26 protein-coding genes are annotated in these 24,920 nt (G+C 69.2%); 18 read left to right on the top strand and 8 right to left on the bottom strand.

What is annotated here, in order from left to right:
• Positions 1 to 585: 585 nt before the first annotated feature.
• Positions 586 to 993, bottom strand: a complete 408-nt coding sequence (locus tag ACZ7OO_RS01520; RefSeq protein ID WP_471500372.1) for a type II toxin-antitoxin system VapC family toxin — start codon at positions 991 to 993, stop codon at positions 586 to 588.
• The gene (locus ACZ7OO_RS01515; RefSeq protein WP_471500370.1) at positions 990 to 1,265 is read right to left on the bottom strand and encodes a hypothetical protein; all 276 of its coding nucleotides are present in this window, start codon (positions 1,263 to 1,265) and stop codon (positions 990 to 992) included. Before ACZ7OO_RS01515 ends, ACZ7OO_RS01520 begins: the two co-directional genes overlap by 4 nt.
• Before the next feature lie 563 nt (positions 1,266 to 1,828).
• Here ACZ7OO_RS01515 and ACZ7OO_RS01510 point away from each other — a divergent pair.
• The 4 genes from ACZ7OO_RS01510 to ACZ7OO_RS01495 all read left to right on the top strand — a co-directional run bounded on the left by ACZ7OO_RS01510 (position 1,829) and on the right by ACZ7OO_RS01495 (position 4,577).
• Positions 1,829 to 2,668, top strand: coding sequence for an SDR family oxidoreductase (locus ACZ7OO_RS01510; RefSeq protein ID WP_471500368.1), 840 nt, complete (start codon positions 1,829 to 1,831; stop codon positions 2,666 to 2,668).
• A gap of 33 nt (positions 2,669 to 2,701) precedes the next feature.
• The gene (locus tag ACZ7OO_RS01505; RefSeq protein WP_471500366.1) at positions 2,702 to 3,109 is read left to right on the top strand and encodes a (R)-mandelonitrile lyase; all 408 of its coding nucleotides are present in this window, start codon (positions 2,702 to 2,704) and stop codon (positions 3,107 to 3,109) included.
• 171 nt (positions 3,110 to 3,280) lie between these two features.
• Positions 3,281 to 3,607, top strand: coding sequence for a carboxymuconolactone decarboxylase family protein (locus tag ACZ7OO_RS01500; protein ID WP_471500364.1), 327 nt, complete (start codon positions 3,281 to 3,283; stop codon positions 3,605 to 3,607).
• Between the two features lie 244 nt (positions 3,608 to 3,851).
• Positions 3,852 to 4,577, top strand: coding sequence for an SDR family NAD(P)-dependent oxidoreductase (locus tag ACZ7OO_RS01495; protein ID WP_471500362.1), 726 nt, complete (start codon positions 3,852 to 3,854; stop codon positions 4,575 to 4,577).
• A 67-nt stretch (positions 4,578 to 4,644) separates the two neighbouring features.
• Here ACZ7OO_RS01495 and ACZ7OO_RS01490 read toward each other — a convergent pair whose 3' ends face one another.
• From ACZ7OO_RS01490 to ACZ7OO_RS01475, 4 genes are all read right to left on the bottom strand, one after another.
• Positions 4,645 to 5,304: an SDR family NAD(P)-dependent oxidoreductase gene (locus tag ACZ7OO_RS01490; RefSeq protein ID WP_471500360.1), complete on the bottom strand. Its 660-nt coding sequence runs from the start codon at positions 5,302 to 5,304 to the stop codon at positions 4,645 to 4,647.
• A 126-nt stretch (positions 5,305 to 5,430) separates the two neighbouring features.
• Entirely contained in the window at positions 5,431 to 6,210 is a 780-nt protein-coding gene (locus ACZ7OO_RS01485) for an SDR family NAD(P)-dependent oxidoreductase (RefSeq protein WP_471500358.1), read from the bottom strand.
• A gap of 27 nt (positions 6,211 to 6,237) precedes the next feature.
• Positions 6,238 to 7,089 carry an MFS transporter gene (locus ACZ7OO_RS01480; RefSeq protein ID WP_471500356.1) on the bottom strand — a complete coding sequence of 284 codons (852 nt, stop codon included), beginning with the start codon at positions 7,087 to 7,089 and terminating at the stop codon, positions 6,238 to 6,240.
• Positions 7,086 to 7,472 carry an MFS transporter gene (locus ACZ7OO_RS01475; protein ID WP_471500354.1) on the bottom strand — a complete coding sequence of 129 codons (387 nt, stop codon included), beginning with the start codon at positions 7,470 to 7,472 and terminating at the stop codon, positions 7,086 to 7,088. The genes ACZ7OO_RS01480 and ACZ7OO_RS01475 overlap by 4 nt, the downstream gene beginning before the upstream one ends.
• A 102-nt stretch (positions 7,473 to 7,574) precedes the next feature.
• On the opposite strand from ACZ7OO_RS01475, the gene ACZ7OO_RS01470 reads away from it, so the two are divergent.
• Positions 7,575 to 8,498 (top strand): helix-turn-helix domain-containing protein, encoded by a 924-nt coding sequence (locus ACZ7OO_RS01470; protein WP_471500352.1) that lies wholly within the window; start codon positions 7,575 to 7,577, stop codon positions 8,496 to 8,498.
• A gap of 297 nt (positions 8,499 to 8,795) precedes the next feature.
• On the opposite strand, the gene ACZ7OO_RS01465 is transcribed toward ACZ7OO_RS01470, so the two are convergent.
• Positions 8,796 to 9,755 carry a helix-turn-helix domain-containing protein gene (locus ACZ7OO_RS01465; RefSeq protein WP_471500350.1) on the bottom strand — a complete coding sequence of 320 codons (960 nt, stop codon included), beginning with the start codon at positions 9,753 to 9,755 and terminating at the stop codon, positions 8,796 to 8,798.
• Between the two features lie 247 nt (positions 9,756 to 10,002).
• Here ACZ7OO_RS01465 and ACZ7OO_RS01460 point away from each other — a divergent pair, with 247 nt between their 5' ends.
• The 4 genes from ACZ7OO_RS01460 to ACZ7OO_RS01445 all read left to right on the top strand — a co-directional run bounded on the left by ACZ7OO_RS01460 (position 10,003) and on the right by ACZ7OO_RS01445 (position 13,406).
• Positions 10,003 to 10,848 carry an SDR family oxidoreductase gene (locus ACZ7OO_RS01460; protein WP_471500348.1) on the top strand — a complete coding sequence of 282 codons (846 nt, stop codon included), beginning with the start codon at positions 10,003 to 10,005 and terminating at the stop codon, positions 10,846 to 10,848.
• A gap of 76 nt (positions 10,849 to 10,924) precedes the next feature.
• On the top strand, positions 10,925 to 11,371 hold the full coding sequence (locus tag ACZ7OO_RS01455; RefSeq protein ID WP_471500346.1) for a nitroreductase family deazaflavin-dependent oxidoreductase: 447 nt from the start codon (positions 10,925 to 10,927) through the stop codon (positions 11,369 to 11,371).
• A 381-nt stretch (positions 11,372 to 11,752) separates the two neighbouring features.
• The gene (locus ACZ7OO_RS01450) at positions 11,753 to 12,733 is read left to right on the top strand and encodes an aldo/keto reductase (RefSeq protein WP_471500344.1); all 981 of its coding nucleotides are present in this window, start codon (positions 11,753 to 11,755) and stop codon (positions 12,731 to 12,733) included.
• A 145-nt stretch (positions 12,734 to 12,878) separates the two neighbouring features.
• Positions 12,879 to 13,406: an NAD(P)H-dependent oxidoreductase gene (locus tag ACZ7OO_RS01445; protein ID WP_471500342.1), complete on the top strand. Its 528-nt coding sequence runs from the start codon at positions 12,879 to 12,881 to the stop codon at positions 13,404 to 13,406.
• A gap of 593 nt (positions 13,407 to 13,999) precedes the next feature.
• Here the strand turns inward: ACZ7OO_RS01445 and ACZ7OO_RS01440 are convergent.
• Positions 14,000 to 14,893, bottom strand: a complete 894-nt coding sequence (locus tag ACZ7OO_RS01440; RefSeq protein WP_471500340.1) for a helix-turn-helix transcriptional regulator — start codon at positions 14,891 to 14,893, stop codon at positions 14,000 to 14,002.
• 235 nt (positions 14,894 to 15,128) lie between these two features.
• On the opposite strand from ACZ7OO_RS01440, the gene ACZ7OO_RS01435 reads away from it, so the two are divergent.
• From ACZ7OO_RS01435 to ACZ7OO_RS01395, 9 genes are all read left to right on the top strand, one after another.
• On the top strand, positions 15,129 to 16,145 hold the full coding sequence (locus ACZ7OO_RS01435; protein ID WP_471500338.1) for a zinc-dependent alcohol dehydrogenase family protein: 1,017 nt from the start codon (positions 15,129 to 15,131) through the stop codon (positions 16,143 to 16,145).
• A gap of 73 nt (positions 16,146 to 16,218) precedes the next feature.
• The gene (locus ACZ7OO_RS01430; protein WP_471500336.1) at positions 16,219 to 16,629 is read left to right on the top strand and encodes a (R)-mandelonitrile lyase; all 411 of its coding nucleotides are present in this window, start codon (positions 16,219 to 16,221) and stop codon (positions 16,627 to 16,629) included.
• Positions 16,630 to 16,692: 63 nt separating this feature from the next.
• Positions 16,693 to 17,205, top strand: a complete 513-nt coding sequence (locus tag ACZ7OO_RS01425) for a cyclophilin-like fold protein (protein ID WP_471500334.1) — start codon at positions 16,693 to 16,695, stop codon at positions 17,203 to 17,205.
• Between the two features lie 35 nt (positions 17,206 to 17,240).
• Entirely contained in the window at positions 17,241 to 18,494 is a 1,254-nt protein-coding gene (locus tag ACZ7OO_RS01420; RefSeq protein WP_471500332.1) for an MFS transporter, read from the top strand.
• A gap of 40 nt (positions 18,495 to 18,534) precedes the next feature.
• Positions 18,535 to 19,302 carry an SDR family NAD(P)-dependent oxidoreductase gene (locus tag ACZ7OO_RS01415; RefSeq protein ID WP_471500330.1) on the top strand — a complete coding sequence of 256 codons (768 nt, stop codon included), beginning with the start codon at positions 18,535 to 18,537 and terminating at the stop codon, positions 19,300 to 19,302.
• 200 nt (positions 19,303 to 19,502) lie between these two features.
• A complete protein-coding gene (locus ACZ7OO_RS01410) occupies positions 19,503 to 20,147 on the top strand; it encodes a (2Fe-2S)-binding protein (RefSeq protein ID WP_471500328.1) in 645 nt (214 codons plus the stop codon).
• A gap of 12 nt (positions 20,148 to 20,159) precedes the next feature.
• Positions 20,160 to 21,140, top strand: a complete 981-nt coding sequence (locus tag ACZ7OO_RS01405) for an FAD binding domain-containing protein (protein WP_471500326.1) — start codon at positions 20,160 to 20,162, stop codon at positions 21,138 to 21,140.
• Positions 21,137 to 23,332 (top strand): xanthine dehydrogenase family protein molybdopterin-binding subunit, encoded by a 2,196-nt coding sequence (locus ACZ7OO_RS01400; protein WP_471500324.1) that lies wholly within the window; start codon positions 21,137 to 21,139, stop codon positions 23,330 to 23,332. The genes ACZ7OO_RS01405 and ACZ7OO_RS01400 overlap by 4 nt, the downstream gene beginning before the upstream one ends.
• 147 nt (positions 23,333 to 23,479) lie before the next feature.
• The gene (locus tag ACZ7OO_RS01395) at positions 23,480 to 24,826 is read left to right on the top strand and encodes an XdhC family protein (RefSeq protein ID WP_471500322.1); all 1,347 of its coding nucleotides are present in this window, start codon (positions 23,480 to 23,482) and stop codon (positions 24,824 to 24,826) included.
• The last annotated feature ends 94 nt before the right edge of the window (positions 24,827 to 24,920 follow it).

The following is a 24,920-nucleotide window of genomic DNA, read 5'->3' as shown; positions in this document are numbered from 1 at the left end:
TTCAGTGGGAACGGTGCGCCGGTAAGCGTCGAATGCCCTGCCAGAGTGTCGGTCTACCTGAAAGAGTCCGACGATGATGGACCTCGCGCCTGGCGGAGCAGGCCCAGTAGCTGTTCCGGCTCAGTTGCTTCGCGGGCATGGCGTGCGATGCACGCATAGTGCCGGACGAATTTCACAGGTGAGGTTGTAGATCGTTGCGGGTTACCTTCCGACGTGTGGTCAGGAATTGGCGGTGGATCTACAAGTATTCGACGGATCCTCGGTTTCGGTAACCGGGCATCCGCCGCTATGTTGCGCTCCCGCCTTTCTGCGTAGTCGCCGACGGCTCCGCAGTCGAGTCGGCTGCTTGTGTGTGTGGTGTTGGAGCGGCGGCAGCTGAGCGACGCGGTGAGCTTCTCGTCCCTTTCCCGGCCGGGGCTGCCCGATGTCACGCCACGGACAGAACGATCTTTCCGTGGGCCTGGTGGGAACGCAGGCGCTCGGTTGCGGGAGCCGCGGAAATAACACCCTGTGGAGGGGAGTCCCGTATCTTTGAGCGTCGTCGGCACGATCTGCCGGCCGACTTCGCACAAGGTGTAATCGCCCTCAGGCGTCCTTGATCTGTACGCGGTCGCCACACAGTTTCGACCAGTCGTCGCGATCCGAAGTCAGGACAAGCACGGGCCCCGGGGAGCGGAGCGCCATCGCGGCGACGAGAGCGTCGATGGCGTACTTGTGGCCGTGCAGGCCACCGGCGTCGCTCAGCAGCTGCACCGCGGTGAGGCTGTCCGCCTGGGTGACGTCCTGGACCTGGAGACGGGAGAGCACCCAGTGGAGCCGGGTGGTATCCGTCTTGCCATAGACGGCCTCCACCACCGTGAGAGCCGACACGAGAACGGGTACCCCTACGCGCCGAGCGGCCTCGATCCTGGTGACCATCTGGCGATCGTTGCGCAGGAGCAGCGACAGCGCCTGGGAGTCCAGCACCAGAGACCTGGCCGCGGGGGCCTTCATGCGGCGCTGTCGTTCGACGCGTACGGCGCCGGTGCGTCACCGAACAGTTCGCGCTGTGCGGCCTGGACCTCAGCCTCGCTCAACGGCTCGTACTCATCTTCGTAGGCCGCCACGATCTCGGCGAGGCCGTCCATCGCCAGCTGATGCCGGACCGCCGCGGTCACGTACGCGGACACGCCACGCTTGCCGGTGCGTGTGCGCAGAGCACCGAGGAGTTCCGAAGGCATCGAGACGGAGATGTTCTCCGTGCCGCCGGGGCGGGGTGACTTCATGAGGCCATTCTAGTACAGGAACTATTACAGCGTGGGGTGCTGTACGGCCAGCATCGCTGACCATGGTCTTGGCACTCCGGATCTTCTTGTACTTTGTGGCCGCTCCCGTGCTGGGATAGCTGACCCCTCGTCACCTGTCATCACCCCTGCTCATCCCTACCGTGCTGGGATGGGATGAGGAGGCCCGTGCTGGGTCGTGCACTGTCCCGTGCCCGGCAGCAGGTGGTACGCCGCTCGGCCCTCCCCTGCCACTGACCACCAAACCAACCAGCGGTGGTGGGTGCTGCCTTCTCCTTCGCGGATGTGCTGGGCCGGGCCGGGGCAGGGATGCCGTGAGGGGCGCAGCGGGGCAACGGTGTGTCACAGACCCCGGACGGAGTACGTCTGGGGGGTTCTGGCAGTACCTGTCATGACAGACCCTTCCTGACATTTCTGGCCTGCGGTTTCCTTGATGACGGAGCGCTCGGCGAGACCCAGAACGCACCTGGGCGCCGGGGTGCAGCAGCTGCCGGAAGGCACCGCTCTTCTTCCTCCCCCCTGATTGTCTCCTTGGAGTCCCCGCCATGAGCAAAGTCTTCTTCATCACTGGCGCCGGGCGCGGCCTGGGTGCGAACATCGCCCGCCAGGCACTTGCCGCCGGCCACCAAGTCGTGGCCACGGGCCGCCGCCCCGAGCGAGTAGTCGAGGAGCTGGGCGGTGAGCAGGAGAACCTGCTGGCCGCCGCCCTGGACATCACCGATTCGGCCGCTGCCAGGACGGCCGTCGACGCGGCCGTGGAGCGCTTCGGCCGGATCGACGTCCTGATCAACAACGCCGCCAACTTCTACGCCGGGTTTTTCGAGGAGCTGACCCAGGCGCAGGTGCGGGCGCAGATCGAGACGAACCTGTTCGGCCCGATGAACGTCACGCGCGCCGTCCTGCCGGTCATGCGCAAACAGCGGTCCGGGCACGTCATCACAGTCTCCTCCCTGGCCGGTGCCGTCGGCGTCGACTTCTGCGTGGCCTATTCTGCGGCCAAGTTCGGTGTCGAAGGATTCATGAAGTCCCTCCGCCATGACGTCGAACCGTTTGGTATCCACACCACGATCGTCGAGCCGGGCTTCTTCCGCACCGAACTGTTGGAAGACGCCTCTACCGCATGGGCAGAGCTGTCCATCGACGACTACGCCGAGCGCACCACCGCCACCAAGAAGCAGTGGGAGTCGATGAACGGGCAGCAGGCCGGTGACCCCGCCAAGCTGGCGGACGCCCTGCTGAAGGTCGCGGACCAGGAGCAGCCTCCGCTGCGGTTCGTCGCCGGAGACGACGCCCTCGCAGCGGTCGAGGCCAAGGCCAGGGAAGTCCTTGCCCAGGTCGACGCCTCCCGCGAGCTGGGCTCCGGTCTGACCCACACCGCTGCCTGATCCAACCCCCAACCCCACTTCTGCGGAGACATCATGGAATTCGTCAAGCAGCAGGACACCGTCAAGGCCCCTGCGGACTGGTTCACCGGCGACGTCTGGTTCGACGTGATCTACGCGGGCAAGGAGCCGTCCCGGATGCGTGCCAATCTGGTCCGCTTCTCCCCCGGGGCCCGCACTAACTGGCACTCCCACGTCGTGGGCCAGACCCTGCACGTCGTCGCCGGCATCGCCCTGATCGGCACCCGCGATGGCACCGTCCTCAAGGCCCACCCCGGTGAAACGGTCACCTGCCCCCCGGACGAGGAGCACTGGCACGGCGCCACCCCCGGCCGCTTCATGGAGCACATCGCCATGTGGGAGGGCAAGGGCGACGGCAGTGAGGAAACCACCTGGAACGAGCCGGTCACCGACGAGCAGTACAACCGCCCCCCCAGCCGCTGACCGGACACCGCTGCGCCTCGGCACGCCGAGGGGTCCGGCCGGCCGGTCGGATGACCTCCCGAACGGGCCCGGCGGCGTGCACTGCACCACTCCGGAAACGATGAACATACGGTCCATGCGTGTGCGCCGGCCCTGGGCCTGTGGCGCGCAGACCGACGAGAGGATCTTTTGATGACTGACCAGCAGACGCAGATCGGCGGTGGTCGCCGCACGATCGGTGACTTCGCCCCGAAGCTTGCCGAGCTCACCGACGACGTCCTGTTCGAAGACGTCTGGAACCGCACCGAGCTGGCCGCCCGCGACCGCAGTCTGATCACCGTCGCCGTCCTCGTCGCCGGTGGCGACTCCGACCAGCTCGGCTTCCACCTCGGACGGGCGAAGGAGAACGGTGTCACCGAGACCGAACTCGTCGAGGCGATCACCCACCTCGCCTTCTACGCCGGCTGGCCGAAAGCCATGACGGCGATCACGGTCGCGAAGCAGGTCTTCGCAGCCTGAGCACCGAAAGAGCCTTCGGGCGCCCCTCCCGGCGGAGTGCTGCCAGGTGCCTTCCGGCCGGCAGCACGCCGCGCCTCCCGAAAATCCGGCAGGCCCCGGGCGGACTACCACGAACAGAAGGAAGCACTCCGATGCCAGGAGCATTCATGCAGGGTGCCGACAAGCGGGAAGGCCCCGCGGGCGCCACCACTCCGGGCCTGGGTGCCGCGTGCACCGGCGCCCACGCCGATGGGGTGGTGCGATCGTGAGTCGGATTCTGGTGACCGGTTCCGCGGACGGTCTGGGACGGCGCGCGGCGGACTCCCTGCTGTCCGCGGGATACGACGTGGTGGTGCACGCCCGGAACGACGAGCGCGCGAGGAACCTCGACCCGCTGGTGGAGCGGGGAGCGCGCCTCGTGGTGGGCGACTTCATGGAACGCGACGCCGTACGGCGCATCGCCGCGGAGCTGAACGGCACGGAGCCGCTGGACGCGGTCATCCACAACGCAGGTGTGTGGAGCGGGCCGGCGGTCATGCCGGTCAATATCATCGCGCCCTACCTGCTCACTGCGCTGCTCCGCGGGCCGCGTCGGCTGGTGTATCTGAGCAGCAGTTCTCATTTCGGCGGGCACCCGTTGCCCGACGGAGTCGACTGGCGGGGCGAGAGCGCAGGTTCGTACTCCGACAGCAAGCTGTTCGTCACGGCACTCGCGGCTGCGGTGGCCCGCCTGCGTCCCGGGACGTTGAGCAACGCCGTTGATCCGGGCTGGGTACCGACGAAGATGGGCGGCGCCGGCGCACCGGACGACCTGGAGCAAGGCCATCGCACGCAGGAGTGGCTCGCCACCAGCGATGACCCCGAGGCCCTGACCAGCGGCGGGTACTGGTATCACCGCGAGCGGCTGGAGCCGCACCGCTCGGTGCGCGACGAAACGTTCCAGGACCGCCTTCTGCAGACACTGGCCGAGGAGACGGGCACCGCGCTCTGAGAGGTCACCGCGCACAGCACCGAGGGGCTCCACGTCGACGACGTGGAGCCCCTCAGTACAGGGAAGTTCAGTCGCGCAGCAGCTCGTGCTGCCATTCGTTCTCCGGCTGGTGGTGCAGGTCAAGGTATGCCTGGGCGAGCACGTCCGGGTCGAAGCGTGCCTGGCCGCCACCGATCTCGCCCGCGATCGTGACGCTGGTCGCGTGCACGCCAGTGCCCGCCAGCTGTGCGTACAGCGCCTGCACGTACGCGCGGAGCGCGGCCTTCCCGACAGACAAGGACGCGTACTCCGGGGAGGGATGCAGTGCGAGGCCGCCGCCCGTGAAGAGAAGGCTGCCGCGGCCGTCACGCAGTTCGGGCAGGACGGTCTCGGCCGCGACTTTGGCGCCCAGGACGTCGACGGCCAGGCCCTCGGCCCAGCCCTTGTCGTCACCGTCGGTGGGCGAGTCCTGTCGGAGCAGCGCCGCGTTGTACACGAGCACGTCGGGAGCACCCAGCTCGGCGAACGCGCGGCGGAACCCGGCGCGCAGACTGTCGGGCTCCGTAGCGTCCGCGGCATAGCCGTGGACCTCCTGCCCGGTGGAGGCGAGGCCGGCGGCGTAGGTGTGCAGCTTCGCCTGGTCGCGGGCGAACATCGCGACCGGGTGCCCCGCCTGGGCGAAGGTGCGGGCGAGCGCGAGGCCGAGACCGGGGCCGACGCCGACGATCACTGCGGTTCCGAAAGTCATGCTGGTCCGTTCTTGTATGGATGGGGGCGCCATGGCGTTGATCGCTTCTTGATCCGGCGTCCGGGTGTTCGAGGCAGCGAACGTCCTGACGCGTTCGGACGGTGCCCGGAATCAGACCGAGTGTCGTCAACCGATGAGGCTGCCGCCGTCGACGACGACGATGCTGCCCGTCATGTAGCTTGCGGCGTCACTCGCCAGGAACAGCGCGACCTTCGCGATGTCGTCGGGCTCCCCGAGCCGTCGCAGCGGGATGCGACTGGTGATCTGCTCCAGGTTCTCGGTGGACGAGTCGTCCATCGCGCCCACTCCCGGAGTGCGGATCAGTCCGGGCGCGATCCCGTTCACCCGGATGCTGTACTTGGCGAGGTTCAGTGCGAGCGACTTCGTGAGCATGACGACAGCGCCCTTCGAGGCGTCGTAGGTCTCGAAGTCGATGTTCGGCTTGAACCCGCCGATGGAAGCGAGGTTGATGATGTGACCGGGACGCTCCCGGGCGCGCAGGGCACGTACGAAAGCCTGGCTCTGGAACATCAGGCCCTTCACGTTCACGTCCATCATGCGGTCCCACTGCGCCTCGGACAGATCGACGAGCGGCACGTAGCTGTACACGCCGGCGTTGTTGACCAGCGTGTCCACGCGTCCGAAGTGCGACTCGGTGAATGCGACAAGGCTTTCGCCGTCCGGGATCGAGGACGCGTCGGCCCGGAAGGCGGCAGCTGTGCCTCCTTCGGCCTGGATGGCGTCGACGGTCCTGGCCGCCGCCTCCTGATTGATGTCGGCCACGACGACAGAAGCGCCGGCGCCGGCCAGGCGTGACGCGATGCTCGCGCCGATGCCGTTTCCTCCGCCCGTGACGATCGCGACCTGCTCCGACAGGTCGAAGATCTGCGCGGTCGTGTGATTCATGAGATCTCCCAGAATGTGTGGTGGGCTTCAGCCGATGGTCAGCGTCCGCCGCGCGACCGCCCAGAGGATCAGAGCGATGGCGAACAGGACGGTGGCGCCGGTCATCACCAGGGGCCATCCTCCGATCTGCCACAGGGCGGCCGCGAGCGCGGAGCCGATCGTTCCGCCGATGAAGTTGCCGGTGACGAAGGCGGTGTTCAGCCGGCTGCGGCTTTGCGGGTCCACACTCATCAGCCGGGTCTGGTTGAGCACGTTGACCGCCTGGATCGCCAGGTTCAGCAGCAGGACCGTAATCAGAACGATGACGATCGACCGGGCTCCGGTGGCGCCAAGTACGACCGACGCCAGGGCCAGCAGAAGTCCTGCGCCGGTGCCCGGCACCGACCAGCCGCGGTCGTGCAGGTGACCGGCTCGCTGGGCGGCCAGCGCGCCGACGAGGCCGACGAGGCTGATCAGACCGATCCGGCTCGCCGAGTAGTTGAACGGGGCGGCGCTGAGCAGGAAGGTCAGGGCAGTCCAGAACAGGGTGAACACGGTCATCGCGATAGCGCCCAAAAGCAGCGTGACCTGCACCGACCGGTAGCGGCGCACGGTGGTCAGCACCGAGGCCAGCAGCGAGGGATAACTGGCGGTAGCCCGGGACGGGAGCGCCGGCAGGACCCGCGCGAGGAGAGCTGCGAAAACCACCATGAGCACGGTGGCCATCACATAGACCGCGCGCCAGCCGAACGCGTCGGCGACCAGGCCGCTGATGGCCCGTGACACCAGGATCCCGATGAGAATTCCGGAGGCGACGGTGCCGACGACCCGGCCGCGCTGGTCGTCGGAGGCCAGGTCACCCGCGAGCGGGACCAGCAGCTGCCCGGCCACCGTGGTCACCCCGACCAGCGCGAACGCGACCAGCAGTGCGCCAAACCCGGCGCGGCAGCGCTGGCCGCCAGGGCAACGGCCGACGCGAGCATGATCGCGGGAATGAGCCGCCGCCGGTTGAGCCGGTCACCCAGCGGCACTACCAGGAACGCCCCGACCGCGTAGCCGATCTGCGTCAGGGTGACCAGCAGCCCGGCGGAGCCCGTGCTGATGTGCAGCGATCCGGCGATCGTGTGGAGAAGGGGCTGTGCCCAGTAGAGGTTGCCGACCGCTGCGCCCCCGGCGGCTGCGAACAGCAGGGTCAGACCGCGGTTCATGCCGCGGGCGACAGGAGCGGGTACGGGTTCAGCAGACACGTGTGTGGTGTCCGCGACCGTGGTCTTGTTCGTCATGCGATCCAGACAACCAAGATCGTCGCAAGTGCGGCAGGACGCGTTGAAGGGGGTATTGGCAAGCCCTCCACAACCTCCTCGCCTGTGCCTACGGTAGAAGGCATGGACCGTCGCAGCCAGATTCAGGAGTTCCTGGCCTCCCGCAGAGCGCGGATCACCCCGCAGTCGGTCGGACTGCCCGTGGCCGGACGCAAGCGGAGAGTCCCCGGGCTGCGCCGCGAGGAGGTCGCCGCCCTGGCCGGGCTCAGCGTCGACTACTACATACGCCTCGAACGCGGCGCCCTCACCAACGCCTCCGACAGCGTCCTGAACGCCGTCGCCCGCGCGCTGCAACTCGATGCGACCGAGCAGGCCCATCTGATCGATCTCGCTCGCGCCGGCAAGTCGTCCCCCGCCGCGTCCCGCTCCCGCCGCACTTCGCCCGCGGCTGCCATCGCCCCGCAGGTCCAGACGGTCCTCGACGCTCTCGTCAACGTCCCGGCGCTGGTGCGCAGCCCTACCCTCGACGTGGTCGCCGCGAATCCCCTCGCCCGCGCCCTGTACTGCGTGCTCTACACCGACACACGCGCAGCACCCAACCTCGCCCGTTTCACCTTCCTCGACCCCCGGGCCGCGGAATTCTGGCGCGACTGGGACCGGGTCGCCGACGACCTCACCGCCCACCTGCGTACCGCCGCCGGCGCCACCCCGTTCGACCGGGCCCTGACCGACCTCGTCGGCGAGTTGTCCACCCGCAGCGACACCTTCCGCCAGCTGTGGGCCCGCCACGACGTGCGCGCCTACAGCCGAGGCGTCAAACAATTCCAACACCCGGTCGTGGGCGCCCTCGACCTGCGCTACGACCTTTTCGAACCGGCCGCCGAACCCGGCCTGACCATGATCACCTACACTGCCGAACCGGCCACGGCCTCGCACGACAACCTGTCCCTGCTCGCCTCCTGGGCGGCCAGCCAGGACATGGCTCCAGAGCAAAGTCAGGCCACTTCGAGGGGCTGGCCCGTCACACCGCCTTCCGGCAACGACTGACTTCTTGCCGAGGCGAGGAGAACACCACCGGCCAGTCGCGGCCGCGCCTGCCTGCGCCCGCGCCACGACGGCGCCTCGGCAGTGATGCAGCGGCTCTGTACCGGCGAACTTCGCTTGCTCAGGCGGATCGGTAGTGGCGGCGAACGGCCGGTGGACGGACCCACCGCACACGGGCCGCGGCATCCCTGGTTCCAATCCCTGCCGCTCCCGTGCTTGTAGGTAAAACGGGGTGGCGGACCGTGCCGCAAGGCCGGAAACGTTGCCGACTTCCGCGGATCGACTCGCGTGGCTCGTCGGTCAGTCGGGTGTCTCGGCCGAGTCGGCGGGTTCGGGGTCGTCGGCCGGCGTGGACCGCTCGATGTCGTCGTTGGTCGCGGCCCAGCTGGCCAGCAGGTTGAGGGCGTCCTGCGTGGGTGAGGCGGGTTCGGCGGTGTAGGTGAGGAGTACCTGGCTGGGACCGTCGCCGAGTGGGAAGGTCTCGAAGGGCAGGTCGAGGTCGCCGACGACCGGGTGGTGGAGGAGCTTCACGCCGGTGGTGTGCATCCGGACGTTGTGGGCGGCCCAGCGGCGACGGAACTCCTCGCTGCGGGTGGACAGCTCCCCGATCAGGTCCGTCAGCCGCCGGTCGTAGAGATCGCGGCCGGCCTCGGCGCGCAGCATGGCGACCGTGTCGCCTGCGACCTGGTCCCAGTCGCGGAAGAACTCGGTCGCGTGCGGGTCGAGGAAGACGAACCGGGCGTTGTTGGGCGGCCTGGCGGGGTCGGCGTAGACCGGGGAGAACAGGGCGCGCCCGAGGTGGTTGGCGGCCAGGATGTCCCCGCGTCCGCTGAGGACGAACGCGGGTGTGCCGGCCATTGAGTCCAGTACGCGCTGCACGGCGGGCCGCACGCGCTGCTGGGCGGGCCGGCGGCGTGGTGGACGGGTGGTGCCGGCGCCGCGCAGGAGGTGGAGCAGGTGGATGCGCTCGGCCTCGTCGAGCTGCAGCGCTTGAGCGATGCCGTCGATGACGCTCTCGGAGACGCCGGTGGCGTTGCCGCGCTCCAGCCGCGTGTAGTACTCGCTGGAAATGCCTGCGAGGAGGGCGACCTCCTCGCGGCGCAGCCCGGTGACCCGCCGGCGCTCTCCGCCATACGCTGGCAGTCCGGCCTGCTCGGGGGTGACCCTGGCCCGTCGCGTGCCCAGGAATTCCCGGATCTCCGCGCGAAAATCATCACGGATGTCGCGGTTGGTGCCGTACGGGTCTTTTCTGCCTGGCATGGGCTCCACTCTACGAGCGCTGCCGTCTGCGTGGGGGTCCCTGTCAGTGACCCCCTCATCAGGGACTCCCACACTCCCGGGACAACGGGTTTTGTTGGTGGTGCACCGCCCACGGCAGTGCGAATGGCCCGGACAGGGCGGCGCTTGTGCTGCCGGTCTCCAGCCCCTCTGCGGTGCTGTCGGCGCTGCAGGCATCACCACCGCACATACCGGGTGCCGGATCACGGCGCCTGAAAGGAAACCCCTCATGAGCAAGGTCATTCTCGTCACCGGTGCCGGACGCGGTCTGGGCACCGACATCGCCCGCGAGGCCCTCGCCGCCGGCCACCAGGTCGTCGCCACCGGCCGCCGCCCCGAAGAGGTCGAGAAGACCCTGGGCGGGCCGCAGGACAATCTGCTGGTCACCAGGCTCGACGTCACCATCCTCGAAGACGCCGAGGCCGCCGCGCAGGCTGCCGTCGACCGCTTCGGCCGCATCGACGTCCTGATCAACAACGCCGGGAACCTCTTCGCCGGCTACTTCGAGGAGATCTCGCCCGCGCAGATGCGCAAGCAGTTCGAGACCAACCTCTTCGGCCCGATGAATGTCACCCGCGCAGTCCTGCCCGTCCTGCGCAAGCAGCGCGCTGGCCACGTCATCACGATCACTTCGACCGCCGGACTGGTCGGCATGGAGTTCACCTCCGCCTACGCCGCCTCCAAGTTCGCGGAAGAGGGCTGGATGGAGTCCCTGCGCTACGACGTCGAGCCGTACAACATCCACACCACGATCGTGGAGCCCGGCTACTTCCGTACCGAACTCCTCGTGGACGGCTCCACCACTTGGCCCGAGCTGTCCATCGACGACTACGCCCCGCGCACCGCCCCGACGATCGAGGGCATGAAGAGCATGAACGGCCAGCAGCCCGGCGACCCCGCCAAGCTCGCACGCGCCCTGCTCACCATCGCCCAGCAGGAGAAGCCGCTGCTGCGCTTCGTCGCCGGTGCGGACGCCATCGAGGCTGCCGAGGTCAAGGCGAAGGAACTCCTCGCCCAGGCCCAGGCATCCCGGGAACTGGGCGGCAGCCTCGCCTACGACGACACCAACGCCTGAGCAACACGAACCGCACCCCGGCCGAGGCGGGGGACCGCTACCGGGCGCAATCTTCGACAGCATGGAGAGAGGCAACATGCCGCTCAAAGGAGAATACGAGCCGAACACGGCGCAGTTTGTGCGTGACCAGGTGGAGCTGTACGAAAGTTCCGGTGGTAGGGAAGGAACGACGCTGCAGGACCTGCCTGTGGTCATCCTGACGACCCTGGGTGCGAAGAGCGGCAAGATCCGCAAGGTCCCGGTCATGCGGGTGGAGGACGACGGCTCCTATGCCGTGGTCGCCTCCATGGCAGGAGCCCCCAACCACCCGGTCTGGTACCACAACGCGGTGGCCGACCCCCGAGTCGAGCTTCGGGACGGCCCGGTACGTCAGGACATGCTGGCACGCGAGGTGACCGGGGACGAGAAGGCCGTGTGGTGGGCCCGAGCCGTCGAGGCGTTCCCGGACTACGCCGAGTACCAGAAGAAGACGGACCGTGAGATCCCGGTCCTCGTGCTGGAACCTGCTGCCCAGGAGCACTGACGCGGCGTAGCCGGTTCAGCCTATGGACCCCCGCCGCCTGTCCCTGACGACACCGGCGTCGAGCCCCGGCTGAACGGCGGCCAGCTCGAATCCCCCCCATGGACGGCCAGTGCGCGCCCGGTCGCCTGAACGAAGCCATGCGCATTTCCAACGCCCTCGGCGTCGATGTCGTCGGCGCTGGCCGACGACGACGCCCACGCCTGAGCAACACGCCCCCGGCCGAGGCGCCGGGCGCACCTGCGGCAGCTGACCCGCTACCTGCGGAACGGCGCCTGCGCCAGCAGCGCGCGGACCCTGAAGCACTGTCGGCCAGCTAATGGCACACCGCACTGACAACGACCACCGACCGGGCCTGACGGCCGTCACGACAAGGAGTACCTGATGAAGCACGTATCACTGGGTGGGCTTGATGTCTCCCGCATCGGCCTGGGAGCCATGACCATGGCCGGCATCTACACCACCGGCGCGGGGCTCGATGACGCCGAGTCGATCCGCACCATCCACCGGGCGCCGGACCTCGGGGTCACCCACATCGACACCGCCGAGATCTACGGCCCCTTCCACAGCGAGGAACTCGTCGGCCAGGCCATCAAGGGCCGGCGCGACGACGTCGTCGTGGCGACCAAGTTCGGTCTCATCGCCCATTCCCGTGGCGGCCCCGGCGTGATCGACAGCAGCGCCGGCAACGTGAAGGCCGCTGTCGAAGGCTCGCTCCTGCGGCTCGGCACCGATCACATCGACCTGTACTACCAGCATCGCGTCGACCCGAACACGCCCATCGAGGAGACCATCGGCGCTCTGGCCGAACTGGTAGCCGAGGGCAAGGTGCGCTACATCGGTCTGTCCGAGGCCGGGCCCGAGACGATCCGCCGGGCGCACGCCGTGCATCCGGTGGCCGCGCTGCAGACCGAATACTCTCTCTGGACCCGCGACGTCGAGGCCGAGATCCTCCCGCTGCTGCGCGAACTCGGTATCGGGTTCGTTCCCTACTCGCCGCTCGGGCATGGCCTGCTGACCGGGCAGATCCGCACCATCGACGACTTCGCCGACGATGACTGGCGCAAGACCAACCCGCGCTTCACCGGCGAGAACTTCCAGCGCAACCTGCGCATCGTCGACGAAGTACAGGCCATCGGCGCCGAGATCGGCGCCACCCCGGCACAGACCGCGCTGGCGTGGCTGCTGACCCGCGGCGACGACATCGCCCCCATCCCCGGCACCCGGCGGGTCTTGCGCGTCGAAGAGAACACCGCCGCCGACGGCATCGAACTCAGCGCTGCTCAGCTCGATCGCCTGAACAACCTCACGCCGGCCGCGGGCGAACGCCACGACGAGGCGAACATGGCCACCATCGACCGCTGACCGTCGGCGCCGCTGCGCCCGGCTCAGCCTGCGCTCCCCAAGTTCGCGCAGGAGAAGGGCTGATGCCCCGGCGAATTCCTGACCCGTCACACCCGACCGACCCGCATCCGTTCACCCATTTCACTGATCACTGAAGAGGTTCCTCATGTCCAAGGTTCTCCTTGTCGTCGGTCACCCCGACCTGTCCCAGTCCAAGGCCAACGCGGCGCTGGTGGACGCCGTCCGCGATCTGGCCCATGTCACCGTGCACGACCTCTACGCCACCTACCCCGACTTCCAGGTCGACGTCGACGCCGAGCAGGCGCTGCTGGCCGAGCACGATGTGGTCGTCTTCCAGCACCCGGTGTTCTGGTACAACACCACCCCTCTGTTCAAGCAGTGGCAGGACAAGGTCCTCACCCTTGGCTGGGCCTTCACCATGGACGGCTCTCCCTCGCAGCTGGCCGGCAAGAAGGCCGTCGTCGCCGTCACCGCCGAGCACTACACCCCCGAAGGCGCCAACAAGACCACCCTGGAGACCCTCCTCAGCAGCTGGCACGCGACCCTGCGGCTGTGCCAGTTCGACATCCAGCCGATGGTCAAGCTGTACGGCACCGCCTTCGGCCTCTCCCACGAGGGCCTGGCCACCGCCGCCAAGCAGTACAACGAACTGCTCGCCTCCTTCGCCGCCTGACCGCGCTCTCACGGCAACGGCCGCCCTCGTCGATCGCGACGCAGCGGTATGAGCGCAGGTCGGGGCCGTGACGTCGGGGTCTGCCGGGCGTTCACGCCGGACGATCCGGGTCTTACCGCCTCCGAGATCTCCCGGCGCGGGGTGTCTGCGCCCGGCGACCGTTCGCGGCTGGTGGGCGAGCTGGTCGCGCCCGGGTTCTCGCACGGGACGCCGACGGCCGGGTCCGGATCGGCGTACATCTTGCAGCGATTGCCGTGCGACGTTCGTCCCGCTCAAGGCCCGAGTCGAGGGCGAGTACCGCGACGTTCCAGTCGCGCCGTTTCTCGACCAGGAGATGGACGCGCACCTGGCGCAGTGGGCTCCGGTGCCCGTTGACTTCACCAGTCCGTCCGGCAAGCACCGGCAACTGTCGGTGTTGTTCGCCCCCCGCTGCCGCGGCAAGGGCGTCGTACCCACTGCGTCGACGTGCAGGTCAGGTGGGTTCCGGACCTTCGGGCGGATCGACTTGCCTCGGGATCGACGAGGACGGGGCGCCGGTGATCGTCGAGTACGGGCGCGGCACGGATGCCGCCGACGCTGTCGATCAGGTCCTCTCAGCTGGTTGTCGATGGTTCCGTACGCGAGTCGGCCCCTTGTGTGGCGGCCCATGAGGCGAGGAGGCGGAGGCCCTCTTCGGAGGGTGAGCCGGGTTCGGCGGTGTAGATGGTGAGGGTGAGGCCGGGTTCGGCGGCCATCTCCAGGCCCTCGAAGGCGAGGGTGAGGTCGCCGACGGCGTGGTGGTGGAAGTGTTTGGTGCCGGTGCCGTGGTGGCGGACGTTGTGGGCGCCCCAGCGGGTGCGGAATTCCTCGCAGCGGGTGCACAGTTCGCCGACCAGGTCGTGCAGGTCCTTGTCGTGCGGGTTGCGGCCGGCTTCGGTGCGCAGGATGGCGACGGCCACGTCGGCGAAGGCATCCCAGTCCGGGTAGAAGCGGCGGGAAGCCGGGTCGAGGAAGTTGAAGCGGGCCAGGTTCGTCTGGTTACCGGGCGTGGCATAGACGTCGGTGTAGAAGGCGCGGAAGAGCTGGTTGGCGGCAAGGATGTCCATGCGGCCGTTGCGGACGAACGCGGGACCTGCGGTGATGGCATCCAGGGTCCACTGGAGGCTGCGGTGCGGCTTCCACTGGTCCTTTGTACGTCGGCGCCGGGGGCGGGTAAGGGCGTCGGAGCCATCCGCGGTCTGGGCCAGGTTCAGCAGGTGGGCGCGTTCGGCGTCGTTGAGCCGGAGGGCGCGGGCGAGGGCTTCGAGGACGGCCGGGGAGACGCCGGCGAGGTTGCCGCGTTCGAGTTTCGCGTAGTACTCGACGCTCATATCGGCCAGGGCAGCGACCTCGCTGCGCCGCAGTCCCGGCACGCGGCGCCGGGAGCCGACGGGCAGTCCGGCCTGCTCGGGGGTGATCTTTGCTCGCCGCGAGGTGAGGAACTCGCGGACCTCTTCACGGTTGTCCACACCTCGACGGTACGTCCCGCAGGCGGCCATAGGGATGTACTGCCAGTACACCCCTTGATGGTGACTCGCTGCGCGCGTGAAGAGCCGGTTACCTGGAACGCGTGATGCTTCTCCTTCGGCCGAAGACGGCGGGGGAGGGGTCCGTATCCGGCTCGGGATGGTCCGCCATCCGAGCTCGCACCTGCGCCCGCCAGTACCCCCTGGTGCACCGCCTCAGCACGCAAAGGAACCCCACATGCGCGGAGCAGTGATCCACGCCCCCGGCGACATCCGCTTCGAGACCCTGGACGACCCGAAGATCCTCAAGCCCACCGACGCGATCATCCGCACCGCGGTCACCTGTGTGTGCGGCTCGGACCTGTGGCCCTACCGCGGCCTGGAGCCGACCGACGCGGCGCATCCGATGGGGCACGAGTACGTCGGTTTCGTGGAGGAGGTCGGATCCGAGGTGACCTCGGTAAAGCCGGGGCAGTTCGTCGTCGGGTCGTTCGCGACCTCGGACAACACCTGTGCGAACTGCCGTAACGGCTTCCCGTCGAGCTGTCTGAACCGCGAGTTCATGAGCACCTGCCAGGCCGACTACGTCCGTATTCCGAACGCGCAGGGCACCCTGGTCGCCACTGACGGCGTACCCGGCGAGGAGTTCTGGCCCGGTCTGCTGGCCGTCTCGGACGTGATGGGTACCGGCTGGTGGGCTGCCGAGGCGGCCGAGGTCAAGCCCGGCTCCACCGCCGTGGTGGTCGGCGACGGCGCGGTCGGTCTGTGCGCGGTGATCGCCGCGAAGGAGATGGGCGCCGAGCGGATCATCGCCATGTCGCGGCACGAGCCGCGGCAGAAGCTCGCCCGGGAGTTCGGCGCGACGGACATCGTCACCGAGCGCGGCGAGGAGGGTGTGGCCCGGATCAAGGAGATGACCGGCGGGATCGGTGCCGACAGCGTGCTGGAGTGCGTCGGCACGGCCCAGGCGATGCAACAGGCCCTGCACTCGGCCCGGCCGGGCGGCAACGTCGGCTTCGTCGGTGTCCCGCACGAGGTCGCCGTCGACGGGCAGGAGTTGTTCTTCTCCCACGTCGGCCTGCGCGGCGGACCCGCCCCCGTACGCCGCTACCTGCCCGACCTCATCGAACGGGTCCTGACCGTCCGCATCGATCCGGGCAAGGTCTTCGACCTCACCCTGCCCCTGGACCAGGTGGCTGAGGGCTATCGGGCGATGGACGAGCGCCGCGCCATCAAGACCCTCCTCACGCCCTGACCCCCCACGGGCGGCCCATCCACCTGACCCCCATGGGCCTGCCCCCATGACGCTCCACGGACAAGGAACGACCATGCACATCACCCGAAGCTCGATCGACACCGTCAAGGGCCCCGCCGACTGGTTCACCGGCGACGTCTACATCGACCCTGTCGCCGCGGCTCCCGCCCCTTCCCGGGTCACCGCTGCCCTGGTGCACTTCATGCCCGGCGCGCGCACCCACTGGCACCGCCACCCGCTGGGCCAGACCGTCTTCGTCACCGAAGGGATCGGCCTGTGCCAGCGCCGCGGCGGCCCCGTCGAGGTCATCCGGCCCGGCGACCGCGTGCTGTTCGAGGCCGATGAGGAGCACTGGCACGGCGCCGCGCCCAACCGGCTCATGGTTCACCTGGCCATCAACGAGGGCGACGCCGACCACGACGTCGTGCACTGGCTGACCCCCGTCACCGACGAGGAGTACGCCCCCGCCCCGGCCACCGACTGAACCCCGCCCGCTCTCCCCGCACGACGCCGAGCCGCTGTCCGGCGAAAGGAACAGAGTCACTCCATGCCGCGTGTCCCCCTTCCCCTTGCCGCCGCGACGGCGCTGGTCCTGGCCGTAACGGCCTGTGGCAGCGGCGAGTCGGCGTCGTCTCCCACCTCGTCCGCTTCCTCCCACCAGCCGAGTGCGTCGCGCGAAGCACCCTCGGCACCGTCCGAGAGGCACACCGCCATGGACATCCGCGTCACCCTCGACGGGCAGCCCGTCGACGCCACTTTGAACGACAGCCCCGCCGCCCGTGACCTCGCCTCCCTGCTCCCGCTCACCGTGGATCTGGAGGACTTCCACGGCACAGAGCGGATCGGCGACCCGCCGCGCAAGCTGACCACCGACGGTGCCCCCGAACCGGCCGCGCCCAAGGCCGGGGACATCGCCTACTACGCCCCGTGGGGCAACCTCGCCCTCTTCTACCGCGACGGCCCCTCCGCCTCCGCCGATCTGCTGATCCTCGGCCACATCGACGCCGACGCCGACCAGCTCTCCAGGGCCGAGCGCATCACCATCGAAGCCGCCTCCTGACCTCTCCCACCCCTCGTACGGGAAGAAGTTTCCGCATGCCTTCCGCCACCGGGCCCGCCCCCGGCAAGCTCCCCTTCGTCGTCTGGGTGCTCGCCGCCGGCACGTTCCTGATGGGCACCACCGAGTTCGTCATCGCCGGACTGCTGCCCGAGATGGCCGCCGACCTCGACGTCAGCGTCTCGCAGGCCGGTCTGCTGATCACCGCATTCGCCATCGGCATGATCATCGGCGGGCCGACCATGGCCCTGGCCACCCTGCGCCTGCCCCAACGCCATACCCTCATCGGCGCGTTGGCCGTCTTCGCGCTCGGGCACGTCGTCGCCGCGCTCACCACCTCCTTCACTGTCGTCCTGGCCGCCCGGGTCGTGACCGCGCTGGCCACCGGGGCCTTCTGGGCCGTCGGATTCGTGATCGCCACCACCGCCGCAGGCCCCAGCAGCGCGACGCGGGCGGTCGGCGTGATGATGGGCGGCCTCACGCTGGCCAACGTGGTCGGGGTGCCGATCGGCTCGTTCGTCGGCCAGTTCACCGGCTGGCGCGGCCCGTTCTGGGCGCTGGCCGTCCTCGCCGCCCTGGCCGCCGTGTTCGTCGGCCGGTTCATCCCGCGCGTCGAGCAGCATGCCGAGGTGTCGGTGCGGGCCGAGGTGCGGGCTCTGCGGCAGGGACGGCTGTGGCTGGCGCTGGCCGCCGCGGTGCTGATCATGGGCGGTGTCCTGGCGACCTACACGTACATCACGCCGCTGCTGACCGACCGGGCGGGCATCGCCGCGAGCGCGGTGCCGCTGGTGCTGATCGCCTTCGGTCTCGGCGCGCTGGCCGGTACCGCCATCGGCGGGCGTCTGGGCGACCGCCGCCCGATGGCCACGACGATCACCGCGGCGGCGGCCACCGCCGTCACGCTGCTGGTCCTGATCCCGGCCTCCAACAGCGCGGTGACCGCCGTGGTCCTGGTGTTCGTCATGGCCCTGGCCGGCTTCACCGTCAACCCGGTCGTCACCTCCCTCGCCGTCCGCTTCGCCGGTGACGCCCCGACCCTCACCTCGGCGCTGACCACCTCCGCGTACAACACCGGCATCGCCGCAGGCTCGGCCATCGCGGGCCATGCCCTGGACTCCTCGCTCGGACTGACCGGTCCGGTCCTGGTCGGCGCCGTCTTCGCCGCGCTCACCCTGCTGCCGCTCATCGCCCTCGCCCTCAGCGGTACGGCCCGCCCGGCACGGATCGTCGCCCAGCGAACCGAGACCACCGAGCAGCAGTCGGCCGGGACACCGGCGACGACCACCCACTGAACAACTTCCGCCTCGCACACCTTCGTTGGGAGAGACCATCATGAACCCCACCTACGACTTCACGGGGCAGGTCGCCTTCGTCACCGGTGCCAGCTCCGGGATGGGCCTGGCTGCTGCCTGCGCCTTTGCCGCATCCGGGGCCGCCGTCGGCCTCGCCGACATCGATGAGAACGCCGTCAACACGGCCGCCAAGCAGCTCACCGACGACGGCCACCAGGTGCTCGCCCTGGTCTGCGACGTCACCGACGAGGACCAGGTCGCCGCCGCCGTCAACCGCACCGTGGAGACCTTCGGACGGCTCGACATGGCCTACAACAACGCCGGCATCCAGGTTCCGCCGACCGACGCCGCCGATGAGAGCGTCGACCAGTTCGACCGGGTCCATGCCATCAACCTGCGCGGTATCTGGGCGTCCATGAAGCACGAACTGCGCCACATGCGCAGCCAGGGCAGCGGCGTCATCGTCAACTGCTCCTCCCTCGGCGGCCTCGTCGGGCTTCCCGGCCGCGCCTCCTACCACTCCTCCAAGCACGGCGTGATCGGCCTGACCACCAGCGCCGCCCTCGAGTACGCGCCGCGCGGTATCCGCATCAACGCCATCTGCCCCGGCACCATCGACACCCCGATGGTCAGCGACATGATCGCCAAGGGGGAACTCGACCGGGCCGAGGCGGAGGCGAACCAGCCCATCAACCGGCTCGGCACCGCCGACGAAATGGCCCAGGCCGTCCTGTGGCTCTGCAGCCCCGGAGCCAGCTTCGTCGTCGGCGTCGCACTGCCCGTCGACGGCGGCTACACCGCCCAGTAATCACCGCCGGCCCGGCCCTGCACGACGCTTGGCCTCCCAGGTCGGCACCCGGGCACCTACCTCACCTGCTCGCCCCCACCAGATCCGATCCGCTGTCAGCCCCCTGGCCACGGGGGCTGTCCCACCGTGCCCTTCTCCCTCCCGTGCGGGCGCCACTGCAGTGCTGTTGACCCTTTCCACGATGCGAAGGTCTCCCCAACATGCCCACTGAACCCGTCCCCCAGGGCACTACGCCCGCCACCTCCGAACCCACGCCCATCGCCCCGTCCCGGCGCACCTTCATCGCTACCAGCACCGCCGTCGGCACAGCTGTGGTCGCGGGCGGCGTACTCGGCTCCGGCCTGCTGCCGGAAGCCGAAGCGGCGCCTGCCACCGCGGTGCCCTCCAGCCGCCTCACCCTCACCGTCAACGGCACCCGCCACACCGTGACGGTCGACAACCGCACCTCGCTGCTGGACCAGCTGCGCGAGCACCTGGGCCTGACCGGCTCGAAGAAGGGCTGTGACGCGGGTGCCTGCGGCGCCTGCACCGTCCTGGTCGACGGGCGCCGGCAGAACGCCTGTCTGACCCTCGCGGTCCGCCTCGACAACGCCGAGGTCACCACGATCGAGGGTCTCGCCGACGGCGACCAACTCCACTCGCTGCAACAGGCGTTCATCGACCAGGACGCCTTCCAGTGCGGCTACTGCACCCCCGGCCAGATCCTCTCCGGCGTCGCCTGCATCAGCGAAGGCCACATCCACTCGCCGGAAGAGATCCGCGAGTGGATGAGCGGCAACATCTGCCGCTGCGGCTGCTACCCCAAGATCGTCTCAGCGGTCCAGCAGGCCGCCGGGAAAAAGTGAGGACCGGCACCCATGCATCCCTTCACCTACACCCGCGCCTCCACCACCCGTGACGCCCTCAACGCCGCACGCCACGGCGGCCGTTACCTCGCCGGGGGCACCACCCTGGTCGACCTGATGCGCGAAGGCGTCGAAAACCCCGACACCCTCATCGACATCAGCAGCCTTCCACTGGACGAAGTCAGGGCCACCGAACGCGGGGGCCTGCGCATCGGCGCCCTGGTGACCATGACACAGGCAGTCGCCCACCCCAAGGTACGCACCCTGTTCCCGGTGATCTCCCAGGCTCTGGAGCTGAGTGCGTCGGCCCAGCTGCGGAACATGGCCACCATCGGCGGCAACATCATGCAGCGCACCCGCTGCACCTACTTCCGCGACATCACCGCCGCCTGCAACAAGCGCCAACCCGGCGCGGGTTGCGCCGCCCTCGCGGGCTTCAACCGCACGCACGCGATCCTCGGCACGTCCGAGAGCTGCGTCGCCACCCACCCCTCCGATGTGGCCGTAGCCTTCGCGGCCCTGGAAGCGCAGGTGCATCTGCTGGGACCGGAGGGTGAGCGGACGGTGCCGTTCGCCGACTTCTTGCTCCGCCCTGACCGCACGGCCCACCGCGAACAGGCCCTCAAGCACGGTGAGTTGATCACTGCGGTTGAGATCCCCGCACTGCCCCGCCCGCTCAAGTCGGGCTACCTGAAGGTCCGCGACCGGCAGTCGTACGAGTTCGCCCTGACCTCCGCGGCCGTCGCCCTGCACGTACACGGCGGCATCATCCGCGAGGCCAAGGTCGCCGCCGGCGGAGTCGGCACTGTCCCGTGGAAACTTCCCGTCGTCGAAGACCACCTCATCGGCGAGCGCCCCTCCGGCGCCCTGTGGGAGGCCGCCGCGAAGAAGGCAGCGGACGGCGCCCGCCCGCTCGCCCACAACAGGTTCAAGGTCGAGCTGCTGAAGCGGACCGTCGAACGCCAGCTGCGCACCGTAGGAGGACACGCATGAGCCCGCAGCCGCAGGCCGCCGTCGGCGCCCCGCTCTCCCGCGTGGACGGCCGCCTCAAGGTCACCGGCCAGGCCCGCTACGCCGCCGAACACGACGTCGACGGCGCCGTGCACGCGGTCATCGTCGACGCGAGCATCGGCCGCGGACGTATCACCGCCATCGACAGCCGGCAGACCGAAGCGCAGCCCGGTGTGCTGAACGTGATCCACCACGGCAACGCGCCCAAACTCCCGTACAAGGAGAACAAGGCGTCCAACAACCCGCCGGGCGCGCGCCTTCGGGTCTTCCAGGACGACAAAGTGCGCTTCCACGGCCAGCCCGTCGCCGTCGTCGTGGCCACCACCCTGGAAGCAGCCCAGCACGCCGCGAGCCTGGTCGAGGTCCGCTACGACGCCGAACAGCCCACGACCGAACTGGGCAAGGGCAAGCCGGACAAGCCGACGTCGTACGCGCGCGGTGACGTCGACGCCGGCCTTCGGAAGGCGGACGTACGCCTCGACCTCACGTACCGCTTGGCACGCAACCACCACAACGCGATGGAGCCGCACGCCACCATCGCCCGCTGGAATGGCAACAAGCTCACCGTCTGGGACAAGACCCAGTGGATCGTCGGCACCCAGACCGAGCTCTCCACGGTGTTCGATCTGCCGTTGAAGTCCGTGCGGGTGATCTCCCCGTTCGTCGGCGGTGGCTTCGGCAGCGGTCTGCGCTGCTGGCCCCACACCGTCGTCGCCGCCCTCGCCGCCCGCGTGACGCGGCGCCCGGTGAAGCTCGCCCTCAGACGGAAGCAGCAGTACTTCGCGACGGGCTTTCGGCCCGAGTACGAGTACCGCCTGCGGCTCGGCAGCGACCGCCGAGGCCGCCTGACCGCCATGGCCCACGAGATCGAGCACGAGACCTCCTCGTACGAGACGTTCTCCGAAGGCGTCCTGGACCCGGGGCGGATGCTCTACAGCACGCCCAACGTCAGCCAGGCGTACCGGACGGTGCCGCTGGACGTGAACACGCCCATCTGGATGCGCGGCCCGGGCCCCGCGACGGCGTCGTACGTGATGGAGTCGGCGCTCGACGAACTCGCCGACCGGCTCGGCATCGACCCGATCGAGCTGCGCCGGCGCAACGAGCCGGACGAGGACGAGTCGTCCGGACTCCCGTGGTCTACCCGCCGGCTGCGCGAGTGCTACTCCGTGGGCGCCCGCGAGTTCGGCTGGGACCGACGGCCCGCCAAGCCCCGCTCGCGGCGGGAGGGCGACTGGCTGATCGGCATGGGCATGGCCGCAGGTGTCTACCACACCGCGCGCATGCCCGCCGAGGCCCGAGTGCGGCTCGACGCCGACGGTACGGCGGTCGTCGAGACCGCGGCCAGTGACATGGGGCCGGGGACCTACACCTCCCAGACCCAGGTCGCCGCCGATGCCCTCGGCCTGACCATCCGCACCGTCACACTCAAGCTCGGTGACTCCCTCTTCCCGCAGACGCCACCGCACGGCGGCTCGATGACCATGGCGAGCGTCGGCTCCGCCGTCCTCGACGGCTGCAACAAGGTCCGACAGCAGGCCATCAAACTGGCCGTCGAGGACAAGGATTCACCGCTGTACGGGTTGAACGCCGAGGATGTCGTGGTGCGCAGCGGCCGACTGCACCTACAGGGCAACCCGGCACGCGGCGAGACCTACCAGCAGCTGCTGGCCCGCAACGACCACACGCACCTCGAAGCCGACGGCTCGTACGCCGGAGCCCCTGGAACCGAGCGGCACTCCCTCCACGCCTACAACGCGACCTTCGCCGAGGTGGCCGTCGACGCCACCCTGGGTCTGGTGCGGGTGCGGCGGGTCCTCGGCGTGTACGACGCGGGACGTATCATCAGCCCCAAGCTCGCCGCGAGCCAGGCATTCGGCGGCATGGTCGGCGGCATCGGCCAGGCGCTGTTGGAGCACACGGTCACCGACCACCGCGACGGCCGCATCGTCAACGCCAATCTGGCCGACTACCTGGTCCCGGTCAACGCGGACGTCCCCGACCTCAAGGCGATTTACCTGGACGGCGAGGACCGCGAGGCCGACCCGCTCGGCGTCAAGGGTCTCGGCGAGGTCGTCATGGTCGGGGTGGCACCCGCGATCGCCAACGCGGTCTTCAACGCCACCGGCCGCCGCATCCGCCAACTCCCCATCACCGCCGACTCCCTGCTCTGACCTGAGCACCCGCACGCACGGCCGTGCAACCCCGCGCGGCCGTCAGACCCACCCGGTCCGCGGGACAGGGCCGCTGCTATACCCGCCCCCACCGGCCACGGCAGCGGCCCGACCCATCCGCCCGCCCCTTCGCGCCGGAGAAGCCACATGCTGAACATCGCGGACACGCTGCACACTTGGTGCCGCGAACAACGCCCCTTCGCCCTCGCCACCATCACCGGCGTCACCGGCAGCGCACCACTCCCAGTCGGTACCTCCCTCGCCGTGGACGAAACAGGCCACGTCGTCGGCAGCATCTCCGGCGGCTGCGTCGAAGCAGCCGTCTACGACCTGTGCCGCCAGGTCCTCGACGATCAGGGCGGTGCACGACGGGAACGGTTCGGATACTCCGACGACGACGCCTTCGCCGTCGGCCTGACCTGCGGCGGCGAACTCGACGTCCTCATCCAGCGCATCACCCCCGCCGACCAGCCCCACCTCGGCACCGCCCTAAACGCCGCCACCCAAGGCCGGCCAACCGCCGTGGTACAGGTTGTGGAAGGTCCAGAACCGTCGCTCGGCTCCTTGATGGTGCTGAATGCGGACACCGGCGAAGTGGTCGGGAATGTGGCCGACCCTGCGACGGACGCGACGGTGGCCGACCGGGCCCGCGCCCAACTGCGTACAGGCCGCACGGCCCGCATCATGCTGGGCGGCAGCACCGACGCCTGCCCCGAGGAACTGTCCGTCCTCGTCCACGTCGTGGCACCCCCGCCCCGCATGCTGATCTTCGGAGCCGTCGACTTCGCCGCCGCCCTCGCCCAGGCCGGCCGCTTCCTCGGCTACCAGGTCACCGTATGCGACGCCCGCCCCGTCTTCGCCACCACCGAACGCTTCCCCCACGCCGATGAGGTCGTGGTCGACTGGCCTCACCGCTACCTGCAACGCACCACCGTCGATGCCCGTACCGCCGTGTGCGTCCTCACCCACGACGCCAAGTTCGACATCCCCCTGCTGCAGTTGGCTCTCCGACTGCCCGTCGGATACGTAGGCGCGATGGGCTCCCGACGAACCGATGAACAACGCCAGCGGCTGCTGCGCGAAGCCGGGCTATCCGAGGAGCAGTTGGCCCGGCTGTACTCCCCGATCGGCCTCGATCTGGGGGCACACACGCCCGAGGAGACAGCCGTGTCCATCACCGCGGAGATCATCGCCCACATCAGCCGGACGACCGGACGGCCGCTCTCGCAACGCACGGGTCCGATCCACCGTCCACGTGCACATCGTTCGGACAGCCCACCGCCATCTCCCGGCGTCGGCCTCGACCACGGCTCGCGCCGCGAACCACGGGATCACCTCCTCGCAAACGTAGGTGGCGTACGTGGCTGTTGTGTACCGTTGTCGATCCTGAGCCGCCTTGTACTTTGTCGCTGCTCCCGTGCTGGGATGGTGCTGGGATGCGCCTGCATTTCCGCAGGTCACAGGCTTGTGATGGAATCCCGCTTCAACGTCTAAGACGTCTGGCGAAAGGCCGTCTGACCTGCGGCGGAGCTGGTTGGGCGGCCTTTCCTGTCCGCGCAGAGTCCGCAGCGTGCTGGATGAGTCCGGC

It is taken from the genome of Streptomyces sp. NPDC111744 (assembly GCF_055634995.1).
The sequence above is the reverse complement of the archived record's forward strand: the minus strand, read 5'-3'. Positions and strand labels throughout refer to the sequence as shown.